General features: G+C 31.1%; 21 protein-coding genes, 1 tRNA gene and 1 pseudogene. 10 read left to right on the top strand and 13 right to left on the bottom strand.

The window, feature by feature from the left end; translation table 11 throughout:
• Positions 1–92 precede the first annotated feature (92 nt).
• From QZU81_RS01380 to QZU81_RS01365, 4 genes are all read right to left on the bottom strand, one after another.
• Positions 93–731, bottom strand: coding sequence for a class I SAM-dependent methyltransferase (locus tag QZU81_RS01380; protein ID WP_295589068.1), 639 nt, complete (start codon positions 729–731; stop codon positions 93–95).
• 199 nt (positions 732–930) lie between these two features.
• Positions 931–2121, bottom strand: coding sequence for a hypothetical protein (locus QZU81_RS01375; RefSeq protein ID WP_292852508.1), 1191 nt, complete (start codon positions 2119–2121; stop codon positions 931–933).
• 208 nt (positions 2122–2329) lie between these two features.
• The gene (locus tag QZU81_RS01370) at positions 2330–3985 is read right to left on the bottom strand and encodes a LicD family protein (protein WP_295589066.1); all 1656 of its coding nucleotides are present in this window, start codon (positions 3983–3985) and stop codon (positions 2330–2332) included.
• 25 nt (positions 3986–4010) lie between these two features.
• Positions 4011–5075, bottom strand: a complete 1065-nt coding sequence (locus tag QZU81_RS01365) for an alanine--glyoxylate aminotransferase family protein (protein WP_292852503.1) — start codon at positions 5073–5075, stop codon at positions 4011–4013.
• A 468-nt stretch (positions 5076–5543) separates the two neighbouring features.
• On the opposite strand from QZU81_RS01365, the gene QZU81_RS01360 reads away from it, so the two are divergent.
• Together QZU81_RS01360 and QZU81_RS01355 are read left to right on the top strand one after the other, a co-directional pair.
• Positions 5544–8564, top strand: a complete 3021-nt coding sequence (locus QZU81_RS01360; protein WP_295589064.1) for a collagen binding domain-containing protein — start codon at positions 5544–5546, stop codon at positions 8562–8564.
• A gap of 43 nt (positions 8565–8607) precedes the next feature.
• Positions 8608–8856 (top strand): hypothetical protein, encoded by a 249-nt coding sequence (locus QZU81_RS01355; RefSeq protein ID WP_295589062.1) that lies wholly within the window; start codon positions 8608–8610, stop codon positions 8854–8856.
• Positions 8857–9005: 149 nt separating this feature from the next.
• On the opposite strand, the gene QZU81_RS01350 is transcribed toward QZU81_RS01355, so the two are convergent.
• Complete coding sequence (locus QZU81_RS01350; RefSeq protein WP_295589060.1) at positions 9006–10196, bottom strand: hypothetical protein; 1191 nt, start codon at positions 10194–10196, stop codon at positions 9006–9008.
• Between the two features lie 3 nt (positions 10197–10199).
• A complete protein-coding gene (locus tag QZU81_RS01345) occupies positions 10200–11840 on the bottom strand; it encodes a phosphorylcholine transferase LicD (RefSeq protein ID WP_295589059.1) in 1641 nt (546 codons plus the stop codon).
• 404 nt (positions 11841–12244) lie between these two features.
• Between QZU81_RS01345 and QZU81_RS01340 the strand changes: the two genes are divergently transcribed.
• A complete protein-coding gene (locus QZU81_RS01340; protein WP_292826343.1) occupies positions 12245–12424 on the top strand; it encodes a hypothetical protein in 180 nt (59 codons plus the stop codon).
• Positions 12425–12616: 192 nt separating this feature from the next.
• On the opposite strand, the gene QZU81_RS01335 is transcribed toward QZU81_RS01340, so the two are convergent.
• Entirely contained in the window at positions 12617–13366 is a 750-nt protein-coding gene (locus tag QZU81_RS01335; RefSeq protein ID WP_295589057.1) for a TatD family hydrolase, read from the bottom strand.
• Positions 13367–13456: 90 nt separating this feature from the next.
• Here QZU81_RS01335 and QZU81_RS01330 point away from each other — a divergent pair, with 90 nt between their 5' ends.
• From QZU81_RS01330 to QZU81_RS01315, 4 genes are all read left to right on the top strand, one after another.
• Positions 13457–14167, top strand: coding sequence for a tRNA threonylcarbamoyladenosine dehydratase (locus QZU81_RS01330; protein WP_295589056.1), 711 nt, complete (start codon positions 13457–13459; stop codon positions 14165–14167).
• Between the two features lie 149 nt (positions 14168–14316).
• Entirely contained in the window at positions 14317–15252 is a 936-nt protein-coding gene (locus tag QZU81_RS01325; RefSeq protein WP_292826352.1) for a 3-hydroxyacyl-CoA dehydrogenase, read from the top strand.
• Between the two features lie 146 nt (positions 15253–15398).
• Positions 15399–15899, top strand: coding sequence for a hypothetical protein (locus QZU81_RS01320; protein WP_292826356.1), 501 nt, complete (start codon positions 15399–15401; stop codon positions 15897–15899).
• 113 nt (positions 15900–16012) lie between these two features.
• On the top strand, positions 16013–16873 hold the full coding sequence (locus QZU81_RS01315; protein WP_292826359.1) for a radical SAM protein: 861 nt from the start codon (positions 16013–16015) through the stop codon (positions 16871–16873).
• Here QZU81_RS01315 and QZU81_RS01310 read toward each other — a convergent pair.
• Positions 16865–17329: a GNAT family N-acetyltransferase gene (locus tag QZU81_RS01310; protein WP_292852480.1), complete on the bottom strand. Its 465-nt coding sequence runs from the start codon at positions 17327–17329 to the stop codon at positions 16865–16867. The genes QZU81_RS01315 and QZU81_RS01310 overlap by 9 nt on opposite strands.
• A gap of 518 nt (positions 17330–17847) precedes the next feature.
• On the opposite strand from QZU81_RS01310, the gene nudC reads away from it, so the two are divergent.
• Positions 17848–18930, top strand: coding sequence for an NAD(+) diphosphatase (gene nudC, locus QZU81_RS01305; RefSeq protein ID WP_295589052.1), 1083 nt, complete (start codon positions 17848–17850; stop codon positions 18928–18930).
• A 78-nt stretch (positions 18931–19008) separates the two neighbouring features.
• Here the strand turns inward: nudC and QZU81_RS01300 are convergent, their stop codons facing one another.
• The gene (locus tag QZU81_RS01300; protein ID WP_295589051.1) at positions 19009–19482 is read right to left on the bottom strand and encodes an LURP-one-related/scramblase family protein; all 474 of its coding nucleotides are present in this window, start codon (positions 19480–19482) and stop codon (positions 19009–19011) included.
• 359 nt (positions 19483–19841) lie between these two features.
• On the opposite strand from QZU81_RS01300, the gene QZU81_RS01295 reads away from it, so the two are divergent.
• Complete coding sequence (locus tag QZU81_RS01295; protein WP_295589050.1) at positions 19842–20528, top strand: HEAT repeat domain-containing protein; 687 nt, start codon at positions 19842–19844, stop codon at positions 20526–20528.
• 2 nt (positions 20529–20530) lie between these two features.
• On the opposite strand, the gene QZU81_RS01290 is transcribed toward QZU81_RS01295, so the two are convergent.
• Complete coding sequence (locus QZU81_RS01290; protein ID WP_295589048.1) at positions 20531–21016, bottom strand: GNAT family N-acetyltransferase; 486 nt, start codon at positions 21014–21016, stop codon at positions 20531–20533.
• 194 nt (positions 21017–21210) lie between these two features.
• Between QZU81_RS01290 and QZU81_RS01285 the strand changes: the two genes are divergently transcribed.
• Positions 21211–21282: transfer RNA gene (locus QZU81_RS01285), tRNA-Gln, on the top strand.
• A 118-nt stretch (positions 21283–21400) separates the two neighbouring features.
• Here the strand turns inward: QZU81_RS01285 and QZU81_RS01280 are convergent.
• The 3 genes and pseudogenes from QZU81_RS01280 to QZU81_RS01270 all read right to left on the bottom strand — a co-directional run.
• Positions 21401–21820, bottom strand: a complete 420-nt coding sequence (locus QZU81_RS01280; RefSeq protein WP_295589046.1) for a hypothetical protein — start codon at positions 21818–21820, stop codon at positions 21401–21403.
• Positions 21821–22062: 242 nt separating this feature from the next.
• Positions 22063–22887 carry a zinc ribbon domain-containing protein gene (locus tag QZU81_RS01275; RefSeq protein WP_292826383.1) on the bottom strand — a complete coding sequence of 275 codons (825 nt, stop codon included), beginning with the start codon at positions 22885–22887 and terminating at the stop codon, positions 22063–22065.
• Positions 22888–23060: 173 nt separating this feature from the next.
• Positions 23061–23253 (bottom strand): annotated as a pseudogene (locus QZU81_RS01270) (methylated DNA-protein cysteine methyltransferase); the annotation flags it as partial.

Genomic DNA, 23253 nt, shown 5'->3' with positions numbered 1-23253 from the left:
ATAATAAACACTTAAAAATAGATTTATGCGTAGTTGGCTATGCATGCAGTGTTTTTGGAAAAAATAATGGCTGAATATTGTTTTGAAGAAAATTAACGATTTTTTTTAGCAATTAAACGTATGACATAAGGGTTGTCATCTTTGTATACTGCTAAATCTTTATCTTCAATCTGATATATGATTTCCAAATCTCTTGATTCCAATTTGGAAACAATCTTATCCAATTGCATAAATCTGCGATAATGAGTTGTAAAATTTTCTGTTTTACTTAACTTTTTACCTTCATTATACATTGGATCTTTAATGCTTCTTGCTTCAAGTAAGAACAATGAATCCTCTTTTAAATGATTAGTAATCCAATCCAATGTTTTATCTTCTTTTTTTTCATTGATTGCATGGAATGTGAATCTGGAATAAATATAATCAAATTTTTTATCAAATAATTCATTGGATGAATTTTCCAAATCGGTGAAATCGTCACAAATGAAATTGATGTTGTCGTTTTTATAATTCTTATTTAAGTAATCGATTTCCTCTTTTATTTGGTCTACTGCAATTACATTTAATCCATTTCTTGAAAAATACAAGCTGTCTCTTGCATTTCCACAACCTAAATCAATTAATTTTTTATTTTTTGTTAATTTGGGAAGAATGAATTCTGCAAATGATGATTGATTGGTAGGATCTAAATTTTCACTGTAATAATTCGCCCAATATTCTTTATCATCCATTATAATTTCTCCATCTTTATATATAATAATATTTAAGAACAATTATTTAAATTTGTAATCAGTTATATAACTTTTTTTCATTAATTTGGAGATGTTCTCAATAATGCTATCAAATTATATCATTTTAATAATTTCAAAAATATGATTTTTTTTAAAAAAATATCCAATACTGGGATTTAGAAAATATTTATTACCTTATTTATTCGATGAAATATTCCATTTTAGACAATTCTTCTAATTTATCTACTAACTCATCTTCACCCGTTTTCAACATTACTTTTTTAACTAATAAATCAGCTTCTTCATCAATTGAAAAGGTCATATTATATTCGGAATATCTTCTTAGATAATTTATGGTAGGAGTCAATCGATCATACAATTCTATAAATTCCTCTTCATCATCCATATCTAAAGAAAACAGATAGTCCCTATGTCTCTCAAAGAATTTTTGAACTTTAATCTGGGCATCTGTCATTTTAACAAGATTGAAAACATTATTTACAACACTTGTCTCTTCCATTACTTCAAATCTTTTTTTCCTGATTTCCCTTTGGATAACTTTAATTTTTTTAATTGCTTCTTTTCGTTCTTTAATAATCTTTTCATAACTTGTTTCAGTATCCAAAATTGCAGAAGCTCTAGGGGCTTTGATTTTGATTTTCCTATTTTCATAATTTTTTCCAAAAACCTCTGAGAAAAAATTAGGGCCTAATAAATTAACATCAATCCCATCTACATTGACCTTATTAACTTCATCAAATGCTTCAGCAGTTATTTTCCGGTTGATGATTTGAACATCATTATAATTTTCTAAATCATCCCAATTTTCAATGAACGGGTGTTTTTTCAGATTCTTAAAGAAAAAGTAGGTTTTATTGATGATTGAATACATATATTCATAAAGTCCAATCATGGAATCAGTAAACCGGGAATCTCTACCAAAAATATCAAATAAATGTTCTTTAATAATTGCTTTAGGATATCTATTTTTGAAATAGTTATAAGAATTATAAATTAAATTATATCCAAAATTAACAAAATTTAAGAAATATCTGAAATAAAATTTATCCCTATTTGTATTGTGTTTTCTAATGAACTTATTGAAACTTGCTTTCATTTCAGTTCTGATGCTTGAATGTTCCTCTAAATCAATTTCATCCATAATTGTTTTACGCATCGGATAAATACGAACACGAATGCCATGCTGTTTGTGAGTATTTAAATTTGTAAGAATAAAATCTGCCGTATTTTTATCTCCATAGGCAATATGGAAAAGCGGATTTTCTTTATCATTAGAACTCTTTTCTACATACCTATCTGCCTTATAATCTTTTTTAATAATTTTACAAAAGATTTCAATATCTTCTGAAGGCATTACAACAGCAACCATTCTTGCACCTGTATCAATGGTATGATTATTATAAGCACTAAGTGAATTAGAACCTATTAAAAAATAATGCAGATTATTTTCGGATGAAATTAAATCAATTTCCTTTAATAATTTTAATTGAATTTCATGTTTGGTTAAAATATTAATTCCTCCTTGCGATTATTTTTCTTTCTAATTCAGTCAAATCATCATACTTTAATACTTATCTCTAATCATCAATCATCTTAATCAATTCAGATTCGATTTCAATACGGCTGATTCCTGATTCGTCTTCAACTTTTTGCCAGATTAAACCGTTTCTAGTATTATTAATTGATTCATTATAAAGTTTCATTGCGTCTTCTTCATGCCCGCATTCCAATTTTGCTTTGGCTTGAAATGCCATTATCTCTCCATCAAAAGGATATAATGATAAGATATGATTGCAGAGACTATCAATATCTTTATAGTCATCAATAGAATTGGCAGTGCTTTCCATAACCCAAATCTTTGCACGATAAATATCTAATAAATCAGGGTATTTTTTTTCATATTTGTCTATAAGTGATTGAACCAAATTCACATCCTTTTTATCATAACGAGCTATGGATATCTCCCTACATATTGATATCATATCTTTAATTTGATTATATTCGTCATTTAAAGGTTTATCCTGCATTTCTCGAACATTTAAAAATATTTGAACCTCATAATATTTCCCTTGCCCAATCAAGCTAAATAAATATGTTGCCAGATTCATATCAGAAATGGGTACAAGAATATTATACTTTATTACATCTTTTGTTTTTTGCAATTCCAAAAAACTTCTTAAGTTTTCAGAAATAGCATCATACTCTCTATTATTAAGTAATGAACGTAAATAATCTTCTTTTCCTTTCAAATCTCTAATAACATGCATTGATCCAACAAGAACTTTTTCTTTAGCAACTAACATGTCCACTTCTCTTCTTTGATAAAAAACACTGGCATTATTGCGTTTGTTTATTTTATATTTCTCAAAAACAGACTCACGATTCATTTTTGGAAGATAACGGCTAGTATATTCTTCAAAGGGAATTTTATAATTTTTCAATCCTCCATGAACAACTTGTTCTTCATATTCAGGAACATACATCCAACTGTCACCATATGCAACTCTAAGAATACCTTCAGGATAATATCCTATAGGAAACTCGCCATCTTCAAATTGACCCATCTCGCTTTCAAGTTCAAAGTGTTCCTTGTCATAAATATAATTCTTGATTCCCCAACGCATGCAATATTGGTCACTATCTTCAGGTGAATATTGCTGTAATGTTTCTTCTAATTCTTTAATGATTTTCTCTTCACCCTCTTCATCGACCCTCTTACAGTAATGTTCATATAACTCATAATGTCTTTTCCAATCTTCAAGGGAAGCATTTTTATTTACAACAAAATATGGGGATAATAATTCAGTATAAACATGCAATAAATCCAAATATTCCTCTTTAGCTTCTTCTCCTAAAGGCATTGGATCAAAAATAAACAGTTCAAGATGTTGCCCACATGCTTTTGCGGGTAATGATTGTGAAACATAAATTGTAGTGGTTTGATTATTCACATATCTTGGAATTGGATTGCAATAGTATGGAGTATTCTCTTTATATACAAATGACCTTCCTTCTGGAAGAACATTCTCTTCAGTTTCTAAAATATGCCTCAATTTATTCCAATTGTCTCTAGAAATATACAGATCGATATCATCATCCCAAGGCATGAAACGATGATTTCTAACAGCACCTAATGAAGCGCCTGCTGCCAATAGATATTTAATATCATATCTTTTGCACAAATCATCAAATTCTATTAATAATCCATAGAGATTTTTTTGTAAATTGTTCATTTTAGACAATTGAAACCCTCATTTTTTAAGAATTAATTATTTCATCCATTGCATTTATTAAATTGTCTATATCCTCTTTAGAATGTTTTCCAACATGAGAAACCCTAAACATTGTTTTTGCATAATCTCCACCACTCGGATTAACAGTTAAACCGTATTTATCTATTAATTCCCTATAAATAACATCTGCGTTTTCATCTGGAAATATGACTGGAGTAACAGCATTTGACAAAGGATAGTCTGGATAATCTAATCCAATTTCTTTTACTCTGCTCCTGAAATAAGCTGCAAGTTCACCAGTTTCATTAATTATATTTTCAATGCCTTTATCTTCTATACGTTTAACCATGTCTTCAAGTTCAATAATGACTCTTATGGCCGGAGTAAAAGGAGTTTGGCCTCTTTCACCATTTTTAAGATAATCTTTAAAATCAAAGTAAACAGATTTTGAATTAATATCTTTAATTCTTTCTAATATTTTTTCGCTTAATGCTACAATTGACAAACCTGGAGCCAATGATAAAGCTTTTTGAGAACTTAAAATTACAACATCAATGCCGTATTTATCCATATTAATTTCATCTGCTAAAAAAGCACTTATTGCATCAACTACTAATATTAAGTCATTTTCTTTGCAAACATCTGCGAGCATTTCAAGATCATATAATTTCCCAATTGAAGTTTCATCCAAGTTTACAAGAACGCCTGTAAATTTATTATCTTTAATTAGCTCGTCAATCATTTCACGGGTTAATATATCATCCTTATCAAGTTTAATGACAGTATGGGGAATTTCATGAACGTCACAGATTTCGGCAAACCGATGACCAAAGGAACCTCCATCAATTACAATGAGATTATCCTCTTTTGTAAAGCAGTTCATTACAGTCGCTTCCATAGCTCCAGTTCCAGAGCAGGTTAATAAAATAATCTCTCCATTTTCAGTGAACAATAACCTTTTTAAACTTTCGCTGGCAGAATAAACAATCTGTGAAAATTCATCATTTCTGAAGTAGGGTACTTGCTTTCCACCAATTTCTAAAGTTTCCGGAAACATTTCAACGGGTCCGATTGTAAATAAATGACTCATAGTTTTTCCTCCAACGTATATTATATGTTATTTTTTCATTAAATATTTTTTCTACACAACAAAATAAACAGTTTAATTTGTGAAAAATTTTCTCCAAGAAGTTATATCAACAAAATTTAATTGTTATTAAGTTGTATGTATCTTTTAATTATAAAAATTTTTCTTTAGATATGAAAAAAACTGCTGATTATCTTTAAATTGTTCAAAAAAGAACCACCAGAATGCCATATGTTTTTTACATCTTTTAATATGATTGAGTGTGAAATAACTTATCTGCAGTCAAATATTAAAGACTTAAATAAACCTGAAATAATTTAAAATTGTATGAATTAGTATATATAATATATTTTACATATTTTAATATATTTATAATTTTTTAATAACTTAATAACAGAAGATAATATGAAATTAGTTAGAAATAAAAAAGGAATTTTAATAATTTTTTCAATTTTTATTTTATTGTTTTTGATGATTGGATCAGTTTGTGCGTATGAAAACATTTCAGATAGCGTTTCACAGGCGCCCGTGGATAATGCCGTAGAGACAGATTATGAAACTGAAATGAACATTCATATCCTGAAGGAAAATGAAACTCACAACAATAATTTCACTGACGAAGAAATTCCATCAGATAATAATGGTATGAATGAAAGTAATAATCTGGAAAATGATTCTATGGATAATGCCTCAGAAAATTGTTCAATAATTTTGGATGCTCCTAAATTAATTAAACTGCAATATTATCCTAAAAATGATGATTATTATGCTAAATTATGTTGGGTTTCCCATATTGGAAGCACATATGAAATTTTAAGGAAGGATACGGAAGACTTCAATGTCATTGCAACAGTTAATGCCGATTCAGAAGAAATGATATTTTATGATAATATAGGCAATGACTGTTCATATACATATTCCGTTAGAGAAATAGCAGAAAATAATGGCAGTAAAATAATATATAGCCTTTATGATGTTGAAGGTTTAAGATTGATAGCATCTCCTAGTGTCAGTGTTGATTTTCAAAATCTGATGGCTAATGTTACCTGGAGCAAGATTGACAATGTTACAAAATATCGCATATTCAGAAAATTAGGTCGTGACGGCCAATTTAAGTGTATAGCTGTGGTTGATGCCAATCAAAATAGCTATGTGGATTATTATTACAATTCCGCAAAAGAACTGTCAAGCATACTAAATAGTAAAACTTTTGCTGATGCAAGCTTCAACCAACTATTTTATACAGTTCGGGCATGTGAAATCAAGGATGGTAGCATTAGCTATGGATTGTACTTGAAGGACGGTGACTTCAATTTGGAGTCACCAAGCATTGTATCTCTTAACAACAATACTATTAAATGGGGTCATGTTCCGAATGCTGACGGTTATTCCGTTCTTAAAAAGAATGAAAATGATTGGGAAGTTATAGGCCAAGTGAATCAAAAGAATAAAGCAGTTATTTCAATGCTTTTAAATGATATTGATTATAATGCATATTATTCCGTGCAGGCATATGCGATTAAAAATGGCGAAATGGCATACAGTGGCTTTGATGATGGTTTTTCCTTAATGAACTACTCTGATGATAATTCCAATTATAAGATTTTGTATTTTGGAGATAGTATTACCTATGGTTCACCCTATAAATCAGCATCCAGCAGACATATCTTTTCCATACCTCACAGAGTGGCGCAGCTTTTGGGCAATGTTTACTATAACCCGTCAATTCCAGGATCAACCTATCATGATTTGGGTCAAATCGACGGCCAGAACATATTAAACTCCAAGTACTATAGGTATCGTATTTGCCGTGAATTGGTGGATCCAGTATATTTAGGTGAACTTCCTGGAAACTGGGAAGACCTTGACAATGCAAAAAATAGTGAAGGCATAACTAACACGACCATAGATTACTATAATATTGTCGTTTTAGCAGCTGGCACTAACGATTACCTTGATAATTCAGAATTGGGCTCAGAAGACAGCAATGATACATCAACATTCAATGGTGCATTCAATCATATTATGGATAGAATTGAAACTGCAAGTAGGATGCGTGTAGACAGGGGAGAGAGTCCTATAAAAGTTGTATTTGTAGATTTATGTTATTCAGATCGCTCTTATAATATCAAAATAAGACAAAATAGGGATGTCATTCCAAACAAAATCGGTTTGACCTTATGCGATTATCAAAATGCATTAGATAGCCAATATTCAAAATGGCAAAATAGTGAGTATTTGGAATTATTTAATTTCAAGACTAGGGATTACAATATAGTTAATGAGGATACATGCCCATATTTGGCATCTGATAACCTGCATTATACAAAATATGCTTACAGCCAATATGGAAATGCATTTGCAAAATATTTACTTGAAGCTGTCTTTGAAAATAAAAATTCAACATTAACTGCAAGTGATGTTGAAATGACTTACGATGACGGCAGCTGCTGGAATGTTACATTGACTGATGATGATGGAAATGCTATTTCAAACTCAGAAATCAAAATTGAGCTTAATGTAAATGAAACATATACTTTAGTGACTGATGAAAACGGCAGCGTTAGTTTTCCTATAAATTTAACTCCTGGCACATATTCAATTAATGCAACATTTAATGGGAATTATATGTATAATTCTTCATTCGTTAATGCGATGATAATAATAAACAAAATTTCAACCAATCTGTCCGGTGAATCGTTATCCATGTTTTATAATGATGGTAGCTGTTGGGATGTTACTTTAAGCGATGATAGTGGCAATGCTATTTCCGGTGTTTATGTTAATATAGGTGTTGCGGGTAAAGTTTACAGCCGTTTAACTAACAAAAATGGTACTGCATCACTCCCTGTAAACTTAGCTCCCGGCACATATCTAATCAATGCTACTTTTGATGCTACTTCCAAATTAAGTTCGGCTTTTATTAATGCAACACTAACCGTTAATAAAGCAATTTTAACATTATATGGTGAAGATCTCATAATGAGTTACAAAGATGGCAGTTCTTATAAAATTAATTTAACAGACTGCAATGGCAATCCAGTTGCAAATGCAAATATCAAATTCAAAATTGGAGAGTCATGTTATGATGTTAAAACTGATTCAAAGGGTATTGCGAGCTTGCCAATTAATCTTTATTTGGGAAATTACACTATCCAAGCCAGCATATATGATTCTAAATATGAATTAGCAAATATTACAAATTCCATTACTGTCAACACCGATAAAATAAATATTACTGCAAAAGATGTTAATATGACTTATAGGGATGGAACATCTTATGAGGTGCAATTAGTTGATGAGGAAGGTAAGGTAATTCAGTTATCCGGCCAAATAGTTAAAATCACAATAAAAAACAAAACATACAACATTAAAACGGATGCTAGAGGTATTGCAAAATTAGCCATTAACCTATCAGCAGGAAACTATTCTATAACAAGTAAATATAACAATAAGGTTACTATAAATAATATTACAGTTAACGCACAGTAATGGGGATATTACTTTTTAATATAACTAAAAAAGGGTTATTTGAATGTATGAAATCGATGGAATCAATATTGGTGATGTCAATTATGATGAAGTTTGCCTGAACTGCAGATATTGGCAGGTAAATGTGCAATTGAAGGGAGCTGCAACTGGAATGATATGCACCAGAGGCCAAGGCCAGACTAATCCCAATGATTCATGTAGTATGTTTTCTCCCAATCAGTCTACCGACAGTATGCAGAATCCGAACGGTTATTTTGACAAAAGGAATAAGATGGACGTTTGGAAGCTGTAATTATGGATAAATATTTTTAGAGGTTTAATTACTTCTAAAAATTATTCTACTCCAATTTAATCTTTGAATATTTGTTAAAATTATAATTGGGATATGCTATTTATTAAATTATATGATGATTATTTTTAAAATAAAAAGTTAATCATAGTTTATTCAATTAAAAATTCTTTTTGAGATAACATTTCTATCTTATCTAACAGTTCAATATTGTTTTTCTTTATTAAAACCTCTTTTATTAGGCCATCAATTTTTGGATTTACCGAAAAGGTCAAATCATACTCAGCATATCTATTCAATGTATTAATAACCGGACGTAACTCATTATAAACTTCATTAAATTCATTTTTATTGCTTAAATCTTTTGATAATAAATAATTAGTTTTATAATTGCTGAAATAATGTCTGAATCCAACTTGCTTATGTGTCATTTGAACTAGCTTCCAAAGCTTTGCAGCTATCTCTTTTTCATCATCTTGATGGAATATCTCTATTTCCAATTCCTGTTTAATCGAATTCGCTTCCTTTAAAAGTTTTGAATTTTGATTGATAACCTCTTCATAGCCAAGCTCGGTATCAACAATTTCCCTTTTTGTATGTGATTGCTTTTCAATTTTCTTGTCTCTGAAATTTTTACCGAATAGTCTGGTGAAATAGGCATCTGTGTCTTTAGGCAGAAATATGTGAGTATCATCAACATCATATTTTTCAGTGCTTTTGAAAATTTTAGAAAAGAAGGTTTTCTTATCAATACGAGCAATTAGATATTTCTGAATATCTTCCCATTTATCGATTGCATTATATATTTTATATTGCTTATAATAACGTTCATTACGTCCAAAATGAGGATAAAGGCGAGCTTCAACATTCTTTTTCCAAAAATTATTTTCAACAGGATCTGTAAAGCTTTCACGATATTCCTTATTTTTTGTTAGATTTTCATCCCATGATTTTAGTTTTCTGCCCTTTTTTTTGGCATATTTGCATATTGGGTATAAGCGAATATGGATTCCATGATTGATGTTTTTATTATAGTTGGCAACATAAAAATCCGTTGTGTTCCTATTCCCATAAGTTACATAAAAGGGGACAAAAAATGGATTATTGAAAATTCCTTCCACATAACGATTTTCGCTGTAATCTCTTTCTATTATTTCACAAAATCGTTCAATATCTCCATTGGTCATTGCAACTGAAACATATCTGGAACCATTTTTTAAAGTCTTATTTTGATATCCATTTAGGGCACTTTTACCCAATAAAATGTACTTCAAATCATTTTTGGCACAAATTTCATTAAGTTCACTCAGCAATTCCAATTGAATATCAATTTTTTCTTTCATTATTCAACTCCCAACAATATCCCTTTCTATTTCAATACGGCTAAAACCACTTTCATCTTCAATTTTTTGCCAGATAAATCCGTTTCTAGTGTAATACATTGCCTTTTCATATAATGAATTGCCTTCCTCTTTTAGTCCGCATTCTGTTTTGGCCTTGGCTTGATAGGCCATTGTTTCCCCATCAAATGGGTATAAATCCAATATCTCATTGCAAAGATTGTCCATTTCCTTATAATCCTCAGATGATTCTGCATTCAAATCTTTTATCCATAATTTTGCACGGTATATGTCCAATAGATTAGGATAAACGGAATCATATTCATTTATCAGTGATTGGACTAATTGAATATCCTGCTTATCATAGCGAGCGACGGATAGCTGCCTGCAGAAATCAATAATGTCTGAAATTTCATTCAATTCATCATTTATAGGTTCATCCTGCACTTTTCTGATTCTTAAAAACTTATCAGCATCATAATATTTCCCTTGTGCAATTAAACATGAAAGTAAAGTCGTGAGATTCTTATCCGAAATTGGAACATGAACATTATATTTTTTAACATCATCATTCATTTGCAAGGAACTAAAATCATTGAACTCCTTCAATATCTCTTCATATTTTCTATCTTTCAATAGTGAATCAAAATATTCCTCTTTTTCATTTAAATAATTGCATACATGTTCTGATTCAACATTAACACGTATCTGTGCAGTAATTTCATCAAGTCTATTTCTTCTATAATACAGGTCCATATTGTTGCGCTTATTTTTCTTGAATTTTTTAAACACTTCATCCTGATTAATTCTATCAAGATAAGAATCAGTATACTCATGGAATGGAACATCCAAATTTCTAAGAGCAAAATGGGTCTTCTGCTTGGAAATTTCAGGAACATACATCCAGTCATCTCCATAGAAATATCTAAAAATAAATTCGGCACCTTTTGCAACTGGAAATTGGCGATCTTCAAATGTTTCATAGCGAATATCATCAAAATACTCTTTTTTAAATATATGGGTAAACAATCCCCATCTCACATGATATTCATCACATTCATCTTCACTAAAATGGAGCAATTTATTTTCCAGTTCATTTAATATCTTTTCTTCACCCTCTTTATCTATCCTATCACAATAATGCTTATAATGGCCATAGTGTTTTTGCCATTCATCTAAAGGCAAATTTTGGGATACAATAAAGTAAGGTGAAATTAAATCAGCATATACTCTAAATAAATCAATGAATTCCTTTTTATCTTCTTCACCGGTTGGCATTGGATCCAATATGAAAAATTCTAGTTGTTGGCCACAGGTTTTTGCGGCTAACGCCTGAGAGATATGGATATTTGTTGTATTATCATCAACATATCTGGCCAAAAGATTACCATAGTAAAGAGTGTTGTCATTATGGACAAAAGAACGATTTTCAGGTAGAACGCCATCTATTTCAATGACTTTTTTTAATTTGTCCCAGTTTTCTCTTGTTATGAGTATATCTATATCATCATCCCAGGGCAAAAATCTGTTATGCCTTATTGCACCTAATGAATTACCATAAGCCAAAAAATAGTCTATATCATATTCATTACAGATGTTGTCTATCTCTAATAGAAGTTTATAAAGGTTCTTTTGTAGTTTGTTCATAATTATCAGATTAATCTTATTGTGTAAATGTATAAATAAACTGATATATATCTTTTATTTATTAATGAGGATAAGCTTTATTTATGGATTAAAATCAATGAATATGTCTGAACTGCAGATATTGGCAGGTAAATACGCAATTAAGGGATCTGCAAATTGGTGGTCCGCACTAGAGGTCAATGCCAAACTATTACAAATGATTCATGTAGTCTGTTTTTTGCCCGATTCGTCCATTGATAATATGCAATTTCCGAACATATATTTTGACAAAAGTAATAGATTTGTGTTTGAAGTTGTATATTTGCTATTTTGGACTTAAAAAAATTTAGTTTTATATAGTATTATATCCATAGTATTAAATGAAAGGTATTTTTAATATCTTATTTAAAGAGGGAGGTAAAAAAATGAAAGGAATTGGTGGAATAATTGCAATTATTGTAGGTTTGTTATTATTGTTCTGTGCAATAGGACCTTTCTTTTTAAAGTTAGGCTTTAAATTGATAGGCATGGCTTTCAATATAGTATCCTTTTTAGGATTAATTGTGATTATTATGGGAATTGTTCTTTATATTAAAGGACGTTAATGTTCCTAAAAATAATATTTTAGAAGTTTAATTACTTCTAAAATTATTTAACTCTTTTTTTTAATGTTTTATCGCCGGATTATAAAAATAAATTATTAAAGTTATTTTAGTGATAGTCATATTTGAGAATAAGTTTAACACGATAACTCATATTTTATTAATAATTTTGTTTTTGAAAATCTCTAAAATTTGTTATATCTTAAATAATCTTTTGGCGTTTTCTGTGGTGATTTCAATGACTTCCTCTTCACTCATGCCCAATTCTTCGGCTATTTTTCCGGTTATATATTTTATGTTTAGTGAAGTGTTCATCTCTCCTCTCTTCTCTTCTGGACTTAAGTAAGGAGAATCTGTCTCTACAAGCATATGGCCAATATCAATTTTTTTAACCATTTTTCTTATTTTCTTGTTGTTTGTGTGGGTAATCGGTCCGGCTATTCCAATATAGAAGCCCAATTTGATAAATTGCTGTGCCATTTCAGCTGAACCCTGATAACAGTGCATGGATCCAACAACTTCATGATTTTTCAATATATCGAATGTGTCCTGCATCGCCTTTCTGGAATGAACTATAACAGGCAGGGAATGTTTTTCAGCCAATTCCAACATTTTTTCAAATAGCTCTTTTTGCTTATCCATATTATCTTTTGTATGATAATAATCAAGGCCAATTTCACCTACAGCAATCACATCATTGCTTTTGAGCTGATTGTCCAGCAGGCAAATGTCTTCTTCTGTTGCCTCATCTGCAAATGTATAGAGATATCCCAATGCAGCATGGACATTATCATATCTGCCTGAAAGCTCCAATACATCTTCATTGCTTTTTGGATCAGTACCGTTCAATATTAACCGGATGCCATATTCAGCAGCTTTTTCTATTATCTCTTCAGCATTTTCCATTTCGCTGCCGTAAATATGGCAATGTGTATCAATTATCATAAAATTATCACTTATAGAATTGATTTGGCATAACTTTTTATTTATTATATAATATAAATTAAATTAAATTATATTTTTTGGTGAGAGGATATGGAAGAGAAGTTTTCAAGAACAGAAATGTTAATTGGAAATGATGGAATGGAAAAGCTGAAAAATGCCAAGGTTGCCGTATTCGGCCTTGGAGGTGTAGGTTCATATGTCTGTGAAGGGCTGGCCAGAAGCGGTGTAGGCAACTTCGTTTTAGTTGACTTTGACAAGATTGATGAAAGCAACATCAACAGGCAGCTGATTGCAACGGAAAAAACAATCGGCAGACATAAGGTCGACTTGATGAAGGAGAGAATTCTTGAAATCAATCCGGATGCTAATGTTGAAGCCCATAGGGAATTTTACATGGCCGATTCCGAAACCGGTATCATTACCGAAGACCTGTCATATGCCGTCGACTGCGTGGATACCATAATGGCCAAGATTGCAGTAATATGCAAATGCGATGAACTTGATGTTCCTGTAATCTCTTCTATGGGGACCGGAAACAAGTTGGATCCAACAATGTTTGAAGTGGCCGACATTTTTGAGACTTCTGTATGTCCTCTTGCCAGAATAATGAAGAAGGACCTTCGAAAGAGAAACATTGAAAAACTGAAGGTAGTCTATTCCAAAGAACATCCTATAAACACCAATGATTGTCCTATTAATAAGGACAGGAAGTTTAAAGTCAAGGGGAGCGTTTCCTTTGTGCCTTCCGTTGCAGGACTGATAATTGCCGGTGAAGTGATAAAGGATATTTCAGATGTCTGATAAATATCATAAAGAATTATTAAGAATCATTTAAGAATTGTTTATAAAATTTTAAATATTTTAAAAAATATAATAAAACCAACGAATTATATTTTATAATTTTTTAATTTTATGTAAAATATAGTTTATATGAAATATTGGTGATTTAAATGGATATCAAAAAAGTTGTAGTAGCCGGTGGAGGAGTTTTAGGTAGTCAAATTGCTTATCAATCTGCATTCTGCGGTTTTGATGTGACTGTTTGGCTAAGAAGCGAAGGTTCAATCGAAAGGGCAAAACCTAAATTCGAAAGACTTTTGAACATCTATCAGGCAACACTTGAACAAATGAAAACCGATAAGTCAGCCTATTGCAGAGGATTCAGCAAAACCCCTGACTTAAGCGATGAAGAGATTGATGCCTTAAAAGAACAAGCTCAAAAAGCATTTGACAGCTTGACATTGACCACAAGCTATGAAGAGGCAGCAGAAGATGCAGACCTTGTAATTGAAGCAATTGCAGAAGACCCAGAACAAAAAATTCCATTCTATGAAGAATTGGCCAAATACCTTCCTGAAAAAACAATTGTTGTTACAAACTCATCAACATTGCTTCCAAGCCAGTTTGCAGAACACACCGGAAGGCCTGAAAAATACCTTGCATTCCACTTTGCAAACAACATTTGGGCTCAAAACACTGCTGAAGTAATGCCTCACCCTGGAACCGACCAGCAATACTTTGATGCAATTGTACAATTTGCAGAAGACATCAACATGGTGCCTATTAAAGTATTGAAAGAGCAACCAGGTTATGTGCTCAACTCTTTGCTTGTTCCGTTCCTTTCTGCAGGACAGGCGTTATGGGCTGAAGAGGTTGCCGATCCTGAAACAATCGACTTGACTTGGAGACTTGCTACAGGTTCACCTAACGGTCCTTTCCAGATTTTGGATATTGTAGGGCTTGTAACAGCATATAATATCATTATCATGGACCCTAGATCCCAAGACCCTGAAACAACCCAAGGCAAAATCGCTTTAAAGCTTAAGGAAAAGATTGATGCTGGTGAAACAGGTATCAATGCGGGCAAAGGATTCTACGAATATTAAATGATTTTTATCATTTTTTTCTTTTTTTTATTAAATCTAGTTCTTAATAATCTTCAGTCCTATATTGAAAATTTTTCACAGGATTGTAAAAATCCTAAACATTTATTAATAAAATTTGATATACTATCATTAAAGATGGTGGTATTATGAATTTCAATAAAATATTAACAATATCTATTATTTTAATGGTATTGTCTATTTCATTAGGTGTAGCCTGTGCCGGTTCGTCAGGGCCTATAGATTTGGGTAAAATAACATCCTCAGATTTCCAAATAAATGGTGTTTCTGCAAAGAATTCCATGCCTAGTCCAGTGACTTCAAGTCCTGTACCTTCTACACAGTTATATGATGTTGATTTTACAGCTGATTTTGAAATAGACACATCAAAAATGAGTGATGCAGACAAAAAATTGTTGGCTGATGCGGTAAAGGATAAAAATACTTCATTTATTATGAACATGTCCTCTGATAATCACAAGGTAACCGTGGAACTGTTCCAAGGAGCGGACATTTCCCTTAATGGGGATACATTAAAGATGGGTGCTTCTTCATATTATACATCAATAGACGGTTCATCTGACGTTACTGTTGATTCAGTAGGACTTAGAACCAGCGATAACCAATTATTCGTTGCTAAAATGAAATGATTTTAAATAGTTGCAAAAAACTATTTTACTTTTTTTTATTTTTTTAAGATTTTAATTGAATTTTTTTCATAGTTTAGGAATCTTATTATAACATTAACCATAAAGCTAACATCATGCATTATGTAAAGGCCAAAGGAATCTTCACTTCGGACTATGGCATAAACTTGTATAGGGGATGTACACACGGCTGCATCTATTGTGACTCAAGAAGTGACATCTATCAGTTAAACCATAAGTTTGAGGATATTGAAGTGAAGGAAAATGCGGTTGAATTACTTAAAAGGGAATTGGTCAGACGCAAGCCTTTCATGGTAGTGACCGGTGCGATGACTGACCCATATGTTCCAATTGAAAAGAGATTAAAGCATGTACGAAAATGTTTGGAAGTGATTTATAGGTATGGATACGGTTTTTCATGCCTTACAAAATCGGATTTGATTCTTCGGGATTTGGATCTGCTTAAAAAGATCAATGAAAAAAGCAAGGTCGTAGTTCAGATTACATTAACAACTGCCGATGACGACTTATGCAGGTTGATTGAGCCGAATGTCTGTCCAACATCCAGACGTGTTGAAGTGCTTGAAAGATTGAATGAAAACGGTATTCCCGCAGTCGTTTGGCTGTCTCCGATATTGCCCCACATCAATGACAGTGAGGAGAACATTAACTCCATTTTGGATTATTGCATCGATACAAACGTGAAGGGTGTTTTGAACCTGGAAATGGGCTTATCCCTGCGGGAAGGAAATCGCGAATACTTCTATAAAAAGCTTGATGAAAATTTCCCCGGTTTAAAGGATAGATATATTGATGAATTTGGTGATTCAAACTTCATTTACAGCAAAAATAACAGAAAACTAAAAGGAATAATAAAGGACAGATGCCAAAGGAATGGGATGCTCTATAAACAGGAGGATATATTCGATTATGTATATGAATTCCCATCAAATTCAGTCCAATCCAGATTATTCTAGCTTAAACTCTTTTTTCATGCAAACGACAACATCATCATCCTTGAATTGCCCAAAATTATCGATCAGATGATAATTTAATTTTTCATATAATCTTATTGCCGGCTGATTGTTCTTTCCGGTAACTATATATGAATATTTGAAATCACTTTTGACTGCTGATTTTTCCAGCTCTTTAATGAGGTTATAGGCAATTCCCCTTTTTCGATACTCACTTTTAACATAGACTCTTTTAAATTCAACTGAATCATTGCCAAAAGCACGATAGCTGGCGCAGGCAACAGCATTATCATTATCAACTGCCAATATGACGACATGAGGATCTTTGAACTCATTGTAACTGTCGTATTTTGACAGTTCATCACCAATGCGTTCATAATATCCTCTATCAAGCTCGCCTACAAGCTCCAGAAATCTTTCATCCTTTTCATCAGTGTAAATTGTATCCATGCTGCTCATGAAATATGTTAGTTTAAATCCAATATTAGTTTTTGCATTAGCTTTTGATATTGCACTAATGCATTCGTTTCAAAGAGAAATGCCCTCATGATATGAAATAAAAATAATTTGTTAAACTCTCTTAGCCGTAATATTGGCTGGTCAATTGAGGATTGACACTGCCGTTCTTGTATAATTCGTTCCACATTTCTATTGATTCATTCAACATTCTTACAAATCCTCTCCAACTCATAGTTTCACCTCTTAAATGTTTGAGTTCACTTTAAACTTATTTATTACTTTAAAAAAAATCATATAAATAGTTTTTCGAATGTAAGTACTCACTTGCATCTTAAAATTCAAAATTAAAGGTTAAAAATAGTTATTTTAATGCATACAATAGATATTGCTTTTTTTTCAACAAAAACTTTTGCTGGGAATTGCATATCCTTTTTCGCTGTTAAATCATGGAAAGAATTGTTTACATTTGCAACATTTTTTATAATAAATTATATTTTTTAAAAGACATATCATTAATTATGAAAGATGAAAATTCATTAAAAGTCGAAATTCACGATAACTATAATCTTGATGGTGAAATTCAAAACACGGAAAATAAGTATTATTTCATATTCCATCAAAGGAAGCTTTTGCTAGTCAATAATCAAGTTCCACTAATCTCAGATATTGAAAAAATCTACATTAATGAGGTTGACATTAAAAACAAGATATTTATCGGATTATTCTATGATAATGATTGTTTTGCCGTTGAATTAAATGAAGACTTTAATGAAGAAGATTTTATTTTAAAGAATAAAGACAATGATATTTTTGAAAGTGCTGATTTAAATCAAATTGAAAAACTTAAGATTGAAGATTTCTATGATGAAGCAGAGCATAATTTGACTATTAAAAATATTGAATCCGGCAAGATCAAAAATCTTAAGATTGATGAAATGAACCAAAGCGGAGACGAGTATAGTAAAATTAAGAATCTCAAGCCAAAGTCAAATGAAAATGAAATCATTTTTCATAATCTATTCATTGTTTTTGAAATTAATGAGGAAGTCTATTTAATCAGCGGAAGAGCCATACAAATTATTGATTGGGAAAACAACCATCAATTCTGTGGAAGATGCGGTGCTAAAACAGTTACCATGCCTGGAAGAAGAGTGAAAATTTGTCCCGAATGCGGATTCAAAAGCTTTACAAGAATATCCCCTTCCATTATAACTACAATTACCAAAGCCGAAGAAAATGAAAACGGCGAGATTGAAAACAAGCTTCTCATGGCAAAGCATTCATATCACAAAGGTATGGGATATACATTGGTTGCAGGATTTTTGGAAGCTGGAGAAACTATAGAGGATGCAGTCAAAAGAGAAGTCAGAGAGGAAGTTGGTGTTGAAGTCGAAGATATCCGGTACTTTGCAAGCCAATCCTGGCCATTTCCAAATTCATTGATGATTGGATGCACATGTAAATACAAGTCAGGTGAGATAAAGGTGGATGGAAGCGAAATAGTTGATGCAAAATGGTTCAGTAAAGAAGAAATTGATAATCCTCCTTTAGATATCTCCATATTCTCAAGATTGGTTGAAGATTTTAAGGAAAATTATTGAAAAACATAATTTCAAAATATATTTTAAAAATAATATTTATGGAGACTAAATTAAGATTTAGCCCCATTATCTTTAGTCCTAATCTCTTGAGCATTTTTCAGCGTCTATTGCAATTACAAACATTAAAACATGTAATGCATCTTGGGGGTTGACAATGTCTAAAACATATGTGTCTGTCAAGTTCAACAGCTGTTTTCCGAGTGTGGCAACCAAATTTCCATTGGAATCATGAATGCTGTAGTCCCATTCTACGAAATTTCCTTTTGCAGTCCAGCCTAATGAATCTATGTTGTATGATGAACCGAGTAACTTGAATAGTTTCTTTTTAAGGCTGCCTACTTTTTTGCCGTTTTCATACAAATCAAATGTTGGTGTTATTGATATGAGTTTTTCTTTGACTTCTCCGAGTTCGTTGCCCTGCGGATCGTATATCTTTAATTTATGTTTCACAGCCAATTGTCCTTTAACTTTATATGCTGTATTTCCGTTTTCACTATAAACATCATAGGAATCAAGTATTGAGAATAGTTTCTGTTTAAATATGAGTTTCATTATTTTCACTTCATTATTCAATTGATAGTTATTTTGTTATCTTTGGGTATACATGATGTTGTCCTTAAGATATTTTCAACCTTAAATTTTTGTAGAACATATTATACGTATTTATTACTTTTAAAAAGCACATATAAATAGTTTTCCGAATGTAAACTCTCACTTTCATCTTTAAATTATGATTGAAAGGTAATTTAAAGTTTGAAACAACAAAGATATAGCCGTTAAAAACACATACCAAAATTATAATAACATTAAAGACATAACTTCATTAAAGCATAACTTTTAAGAGTATTGAATATTTTAATGAAAAACATTCACTTTAAACTGTAATTATTGTTAAATTAGGGGATGGAAATATGGTAGAAATGGATAGAAATGATTTGGATAATGAGAATGTTTTAGGGGATATTGCTAAAAATGATAAAGATTTCCAAGCTCGTTTAGAAGCAGTTGAAATGATTAGTAATATGGATATTTTAGCTGATATTGCTATGAATGCCACTGATTCTAAGATTGTTTCAAAAGCGATTGAAAAGATTAATGATGATTCTTTTTTAATAGGTATTGTTAAAAATGGTAAAGGTCCCTTTCGTAACGAAGCTGCCCAAAAGATTAATGATCAGCCAGTTTTAATTGAAATTGCTAAAAATGATGAAGATTTCTTAGTTCGTGCAACTTCGGCTCAAAAGATTAGTGACGAGTCTGTCTTAATTGATATTGCTAAAAATGATGAAAATTCATATGTTCGTCGTGCTGCTACTCAAAAGATTAGTGATGAGTCTGTCTTAATTGATATTGCTATGAATGATGAGGATGATTATGTTCGTCGTGCAGCTGCTCAAAAGATTAGTGATGAGTCCGTTTTAGATGACATCGATTTAAATGAAGAAAGATTAACTAAAGTTATCTGTGAAAAATGCGGTAGTGAAAATATGACTGTTAAATCCCATAAGGCGCCTAATCCGGGTTATAGCTATTGTGCATGGAGTATAATAGATTATGTTTGTAATGATTGTGGCAACATAATATCCAAACCATTATGAAATTATTTGAGTTCTTTAACCTGCAGGGAAACTGTTAATGTCTGTTTGGATATTCTTGTGCCGACTTGCCTGAAGCCCATTTTTTCGTGAAAACGGATGCTCGGGCAATTGTATTCGGGTTCGATATCTATTTCGGCACAGACCAGATTATATTTGTTCTTCAATGCATAATCAAAAAGATGTTCATAGAGCTCTTGAGCCAATCCCCGCTTTCTGTAGCTTTCATCAATTACAATGCGGTCGATATATATGAAATTGGTGTAGTTGTCCAAAAACCAACCGTAATTGTCGCTCCAGTAGTCGCATCCGTCTTTAAATGCCAATATAAATGCAATAACCCTATTGTCCTCTTCTATCACTTGAAATATCTCTGAGAGTTCATCCATTTTGCCTAGAAGATTGTAGTCCAGCGGAGACAGCATTTCCACATCATTCCGATTTAGTTTCAGTATTTCTGAGTAATCCTTTTTCAGTGCTTTTCTAATCATCTAATCACGGTTATATTCGATTATTATATTATTCTATAATTTTCTGCATTAAACAGATATTCAAATGTTTATATGAGTTTAATATGAATCTAAATATCTTAAATTCCTTTAAAATCAAACAAAAAAGAAATCATAAGCTAACATTTTTGTCAATCCCTATCTATTTATAGGATGATTTCTATAAATAATCGCATAGTCCCGTAGGGTAGCGGCAATCCTTTTGGGCCCTGGACCCAAAGACAGCGGTTCGACTCCGCTCGGGACTATTTTATTTTCCATTTATTTTAATATTTCATATCTGTTTTTTCCATATGTACTAATTTTTTTGTACATATTAAAATTTATTATATTAATTAATGCACAAATGATGATATGAAAAATTTCCTAATCAATCAGATTGTCAATTTTTTCAAAAAGGTCACCATACTCATTAAAAAGAGCTCTTATTTCATCATCATTTTTAGACATTAAAACTATCTTCAGCTGTTTTTCCTTTTTAAAGATTTTTACCTTGTCAGATTCTTCATCAAATGCATCAGTAATGAGTGACTTGATTTCAGCATATTTGTCTTCAGTCAAATTATACATTCTGTTATGGTTTAATATGTCCATTGCATGAATAATTCCGTTTTCTTCCATATCAACACAGGAAGAGAGTCTGATTTTGGTGTCCATAAAATAGGGAGCTTCTATTTTGTCCCGGCGAAGAACGATTGAAATCTTTGAAATCACATGATCATCAATGCAATTTTCATTTATGAATCTAATCAATTGAAACTGTTTTATATTGGCATTATTATTCATTAAAGTCATGCTAATATATTATTTTTAAAAATATTTAAGTTTAGTGAAGTTAACTATAGTAATATTAATTTAAAAAGAGTTAAAGCATGCATTTTGAATATATAATGACATGCTCATTAATTGAATTTTATTTTTTTCTTCTTTTTTAAAATGTGAAAAATGATTTTTAAAAGAAAAAACAGGATAAATCATTTAAGTTTTGTTAAATTGTGGATTTGTACTGTTTAAACAATTATAATAATTTATTTATAATCTTCACAATAACGTCCCAAGATTATAGAATGTCCTAAATGGCAATAATACTCAGTATACCCTTCGCTATCTAAATCACCAACTACTCCTCCTCCACTATCAAATAGTTCTTCATAGCAATATTGGCAATTTAAATCACAATAGCCTCCAGATATCATTTCATTCTCTTTTATTTTTTCACGTTTTATTTCCTTTTCTTTAATGTGTATATTATTTATTTGCTCTTGAATGCCCTTAATTTTTTTTATGTATTCATTAATTGCTTTTTCTGTTTCTGTTTTTATGAAATATTTAATTTCATCATCATTCATAGGTGCTTGTTCATTAATGAGCTTGTTTTTTACAGTATCCTTAATGGAGATTGCATGTGTTTGGTCAATTTTGTTTGTTCTTATTTCTGATTTGATTTCTTCTGATTCAAAAAGTTCATCAAGCATTTTTAATTTTTTATTTTCTTCCTGTTTCTTGATTTTGTATTCAAGTATTAATTGATTCACCCTATATTCCACGCCCCCAATTTTAATTTGACCGGCGTCTATTTCTTTTTCAACCTGTTGCCTGATTGCTTTTCCTGTATTGATGACATCTAAACTCTTCATGTGTAATTCATTAGCAAAATTTTTATTGTATAAAATTCTTTTGCCAACTACTCGTTTAAGTTCTTTTTTTGCATTCTTTTTTTCTATGGTGTCTGATGCTGAGTTTAAATGATTATTCTGCACCATATAAGATTTATCGATTTTAGTTCCGCAATGAGTGCAAAAATTATCCCCTTTTCTTATTTTCGCCCCACAGTTAGTACAAAAATTGTTCATATTTTAACCTTCGCAATAGTCTTCTAAAATTAATTTAAGTCAAAACTTATTTATATCTTGCCTATATTTTTATGAAATCATCTAGTTGGAAAAAAAATTTCTTGAAGAGCTATTGTTTAGAACATTTCACAAGAAAACATTCATTTTAAACACATTAATAAATTTTAGTTTTATTAAATTGTTAAATCATATAATTTATTTTCATAGTCTTCAACAAAATATCTGATGTTCTTACGACCTTTTGTTTTAAAGGTGTGGCCTTCAGAAGATAGTTTCTCTTTTTGATATTCAATTCCCCCAGGATATTTTGGATTTAATTCACCATCCGCTTTAAGAGTTCTCCAAAAGGGTATCCTATCATCAAGT

Source organism: uncultured Methanobrevibacter sp., from assembly GCF_902770715.1.
In the GTDB taxonomy this organism is placed as follows: domain Archaea; phylum Methanobacteriota; class Methanobacteria; order Methanobacteriales; family Methanobacteriaceae; genus Methanocatella.
The sequence above is the reverse complement of the archived record's forward strand: the minus strand, read 5'-3'. Positions and strand labels throughout refer to the sequence as shown.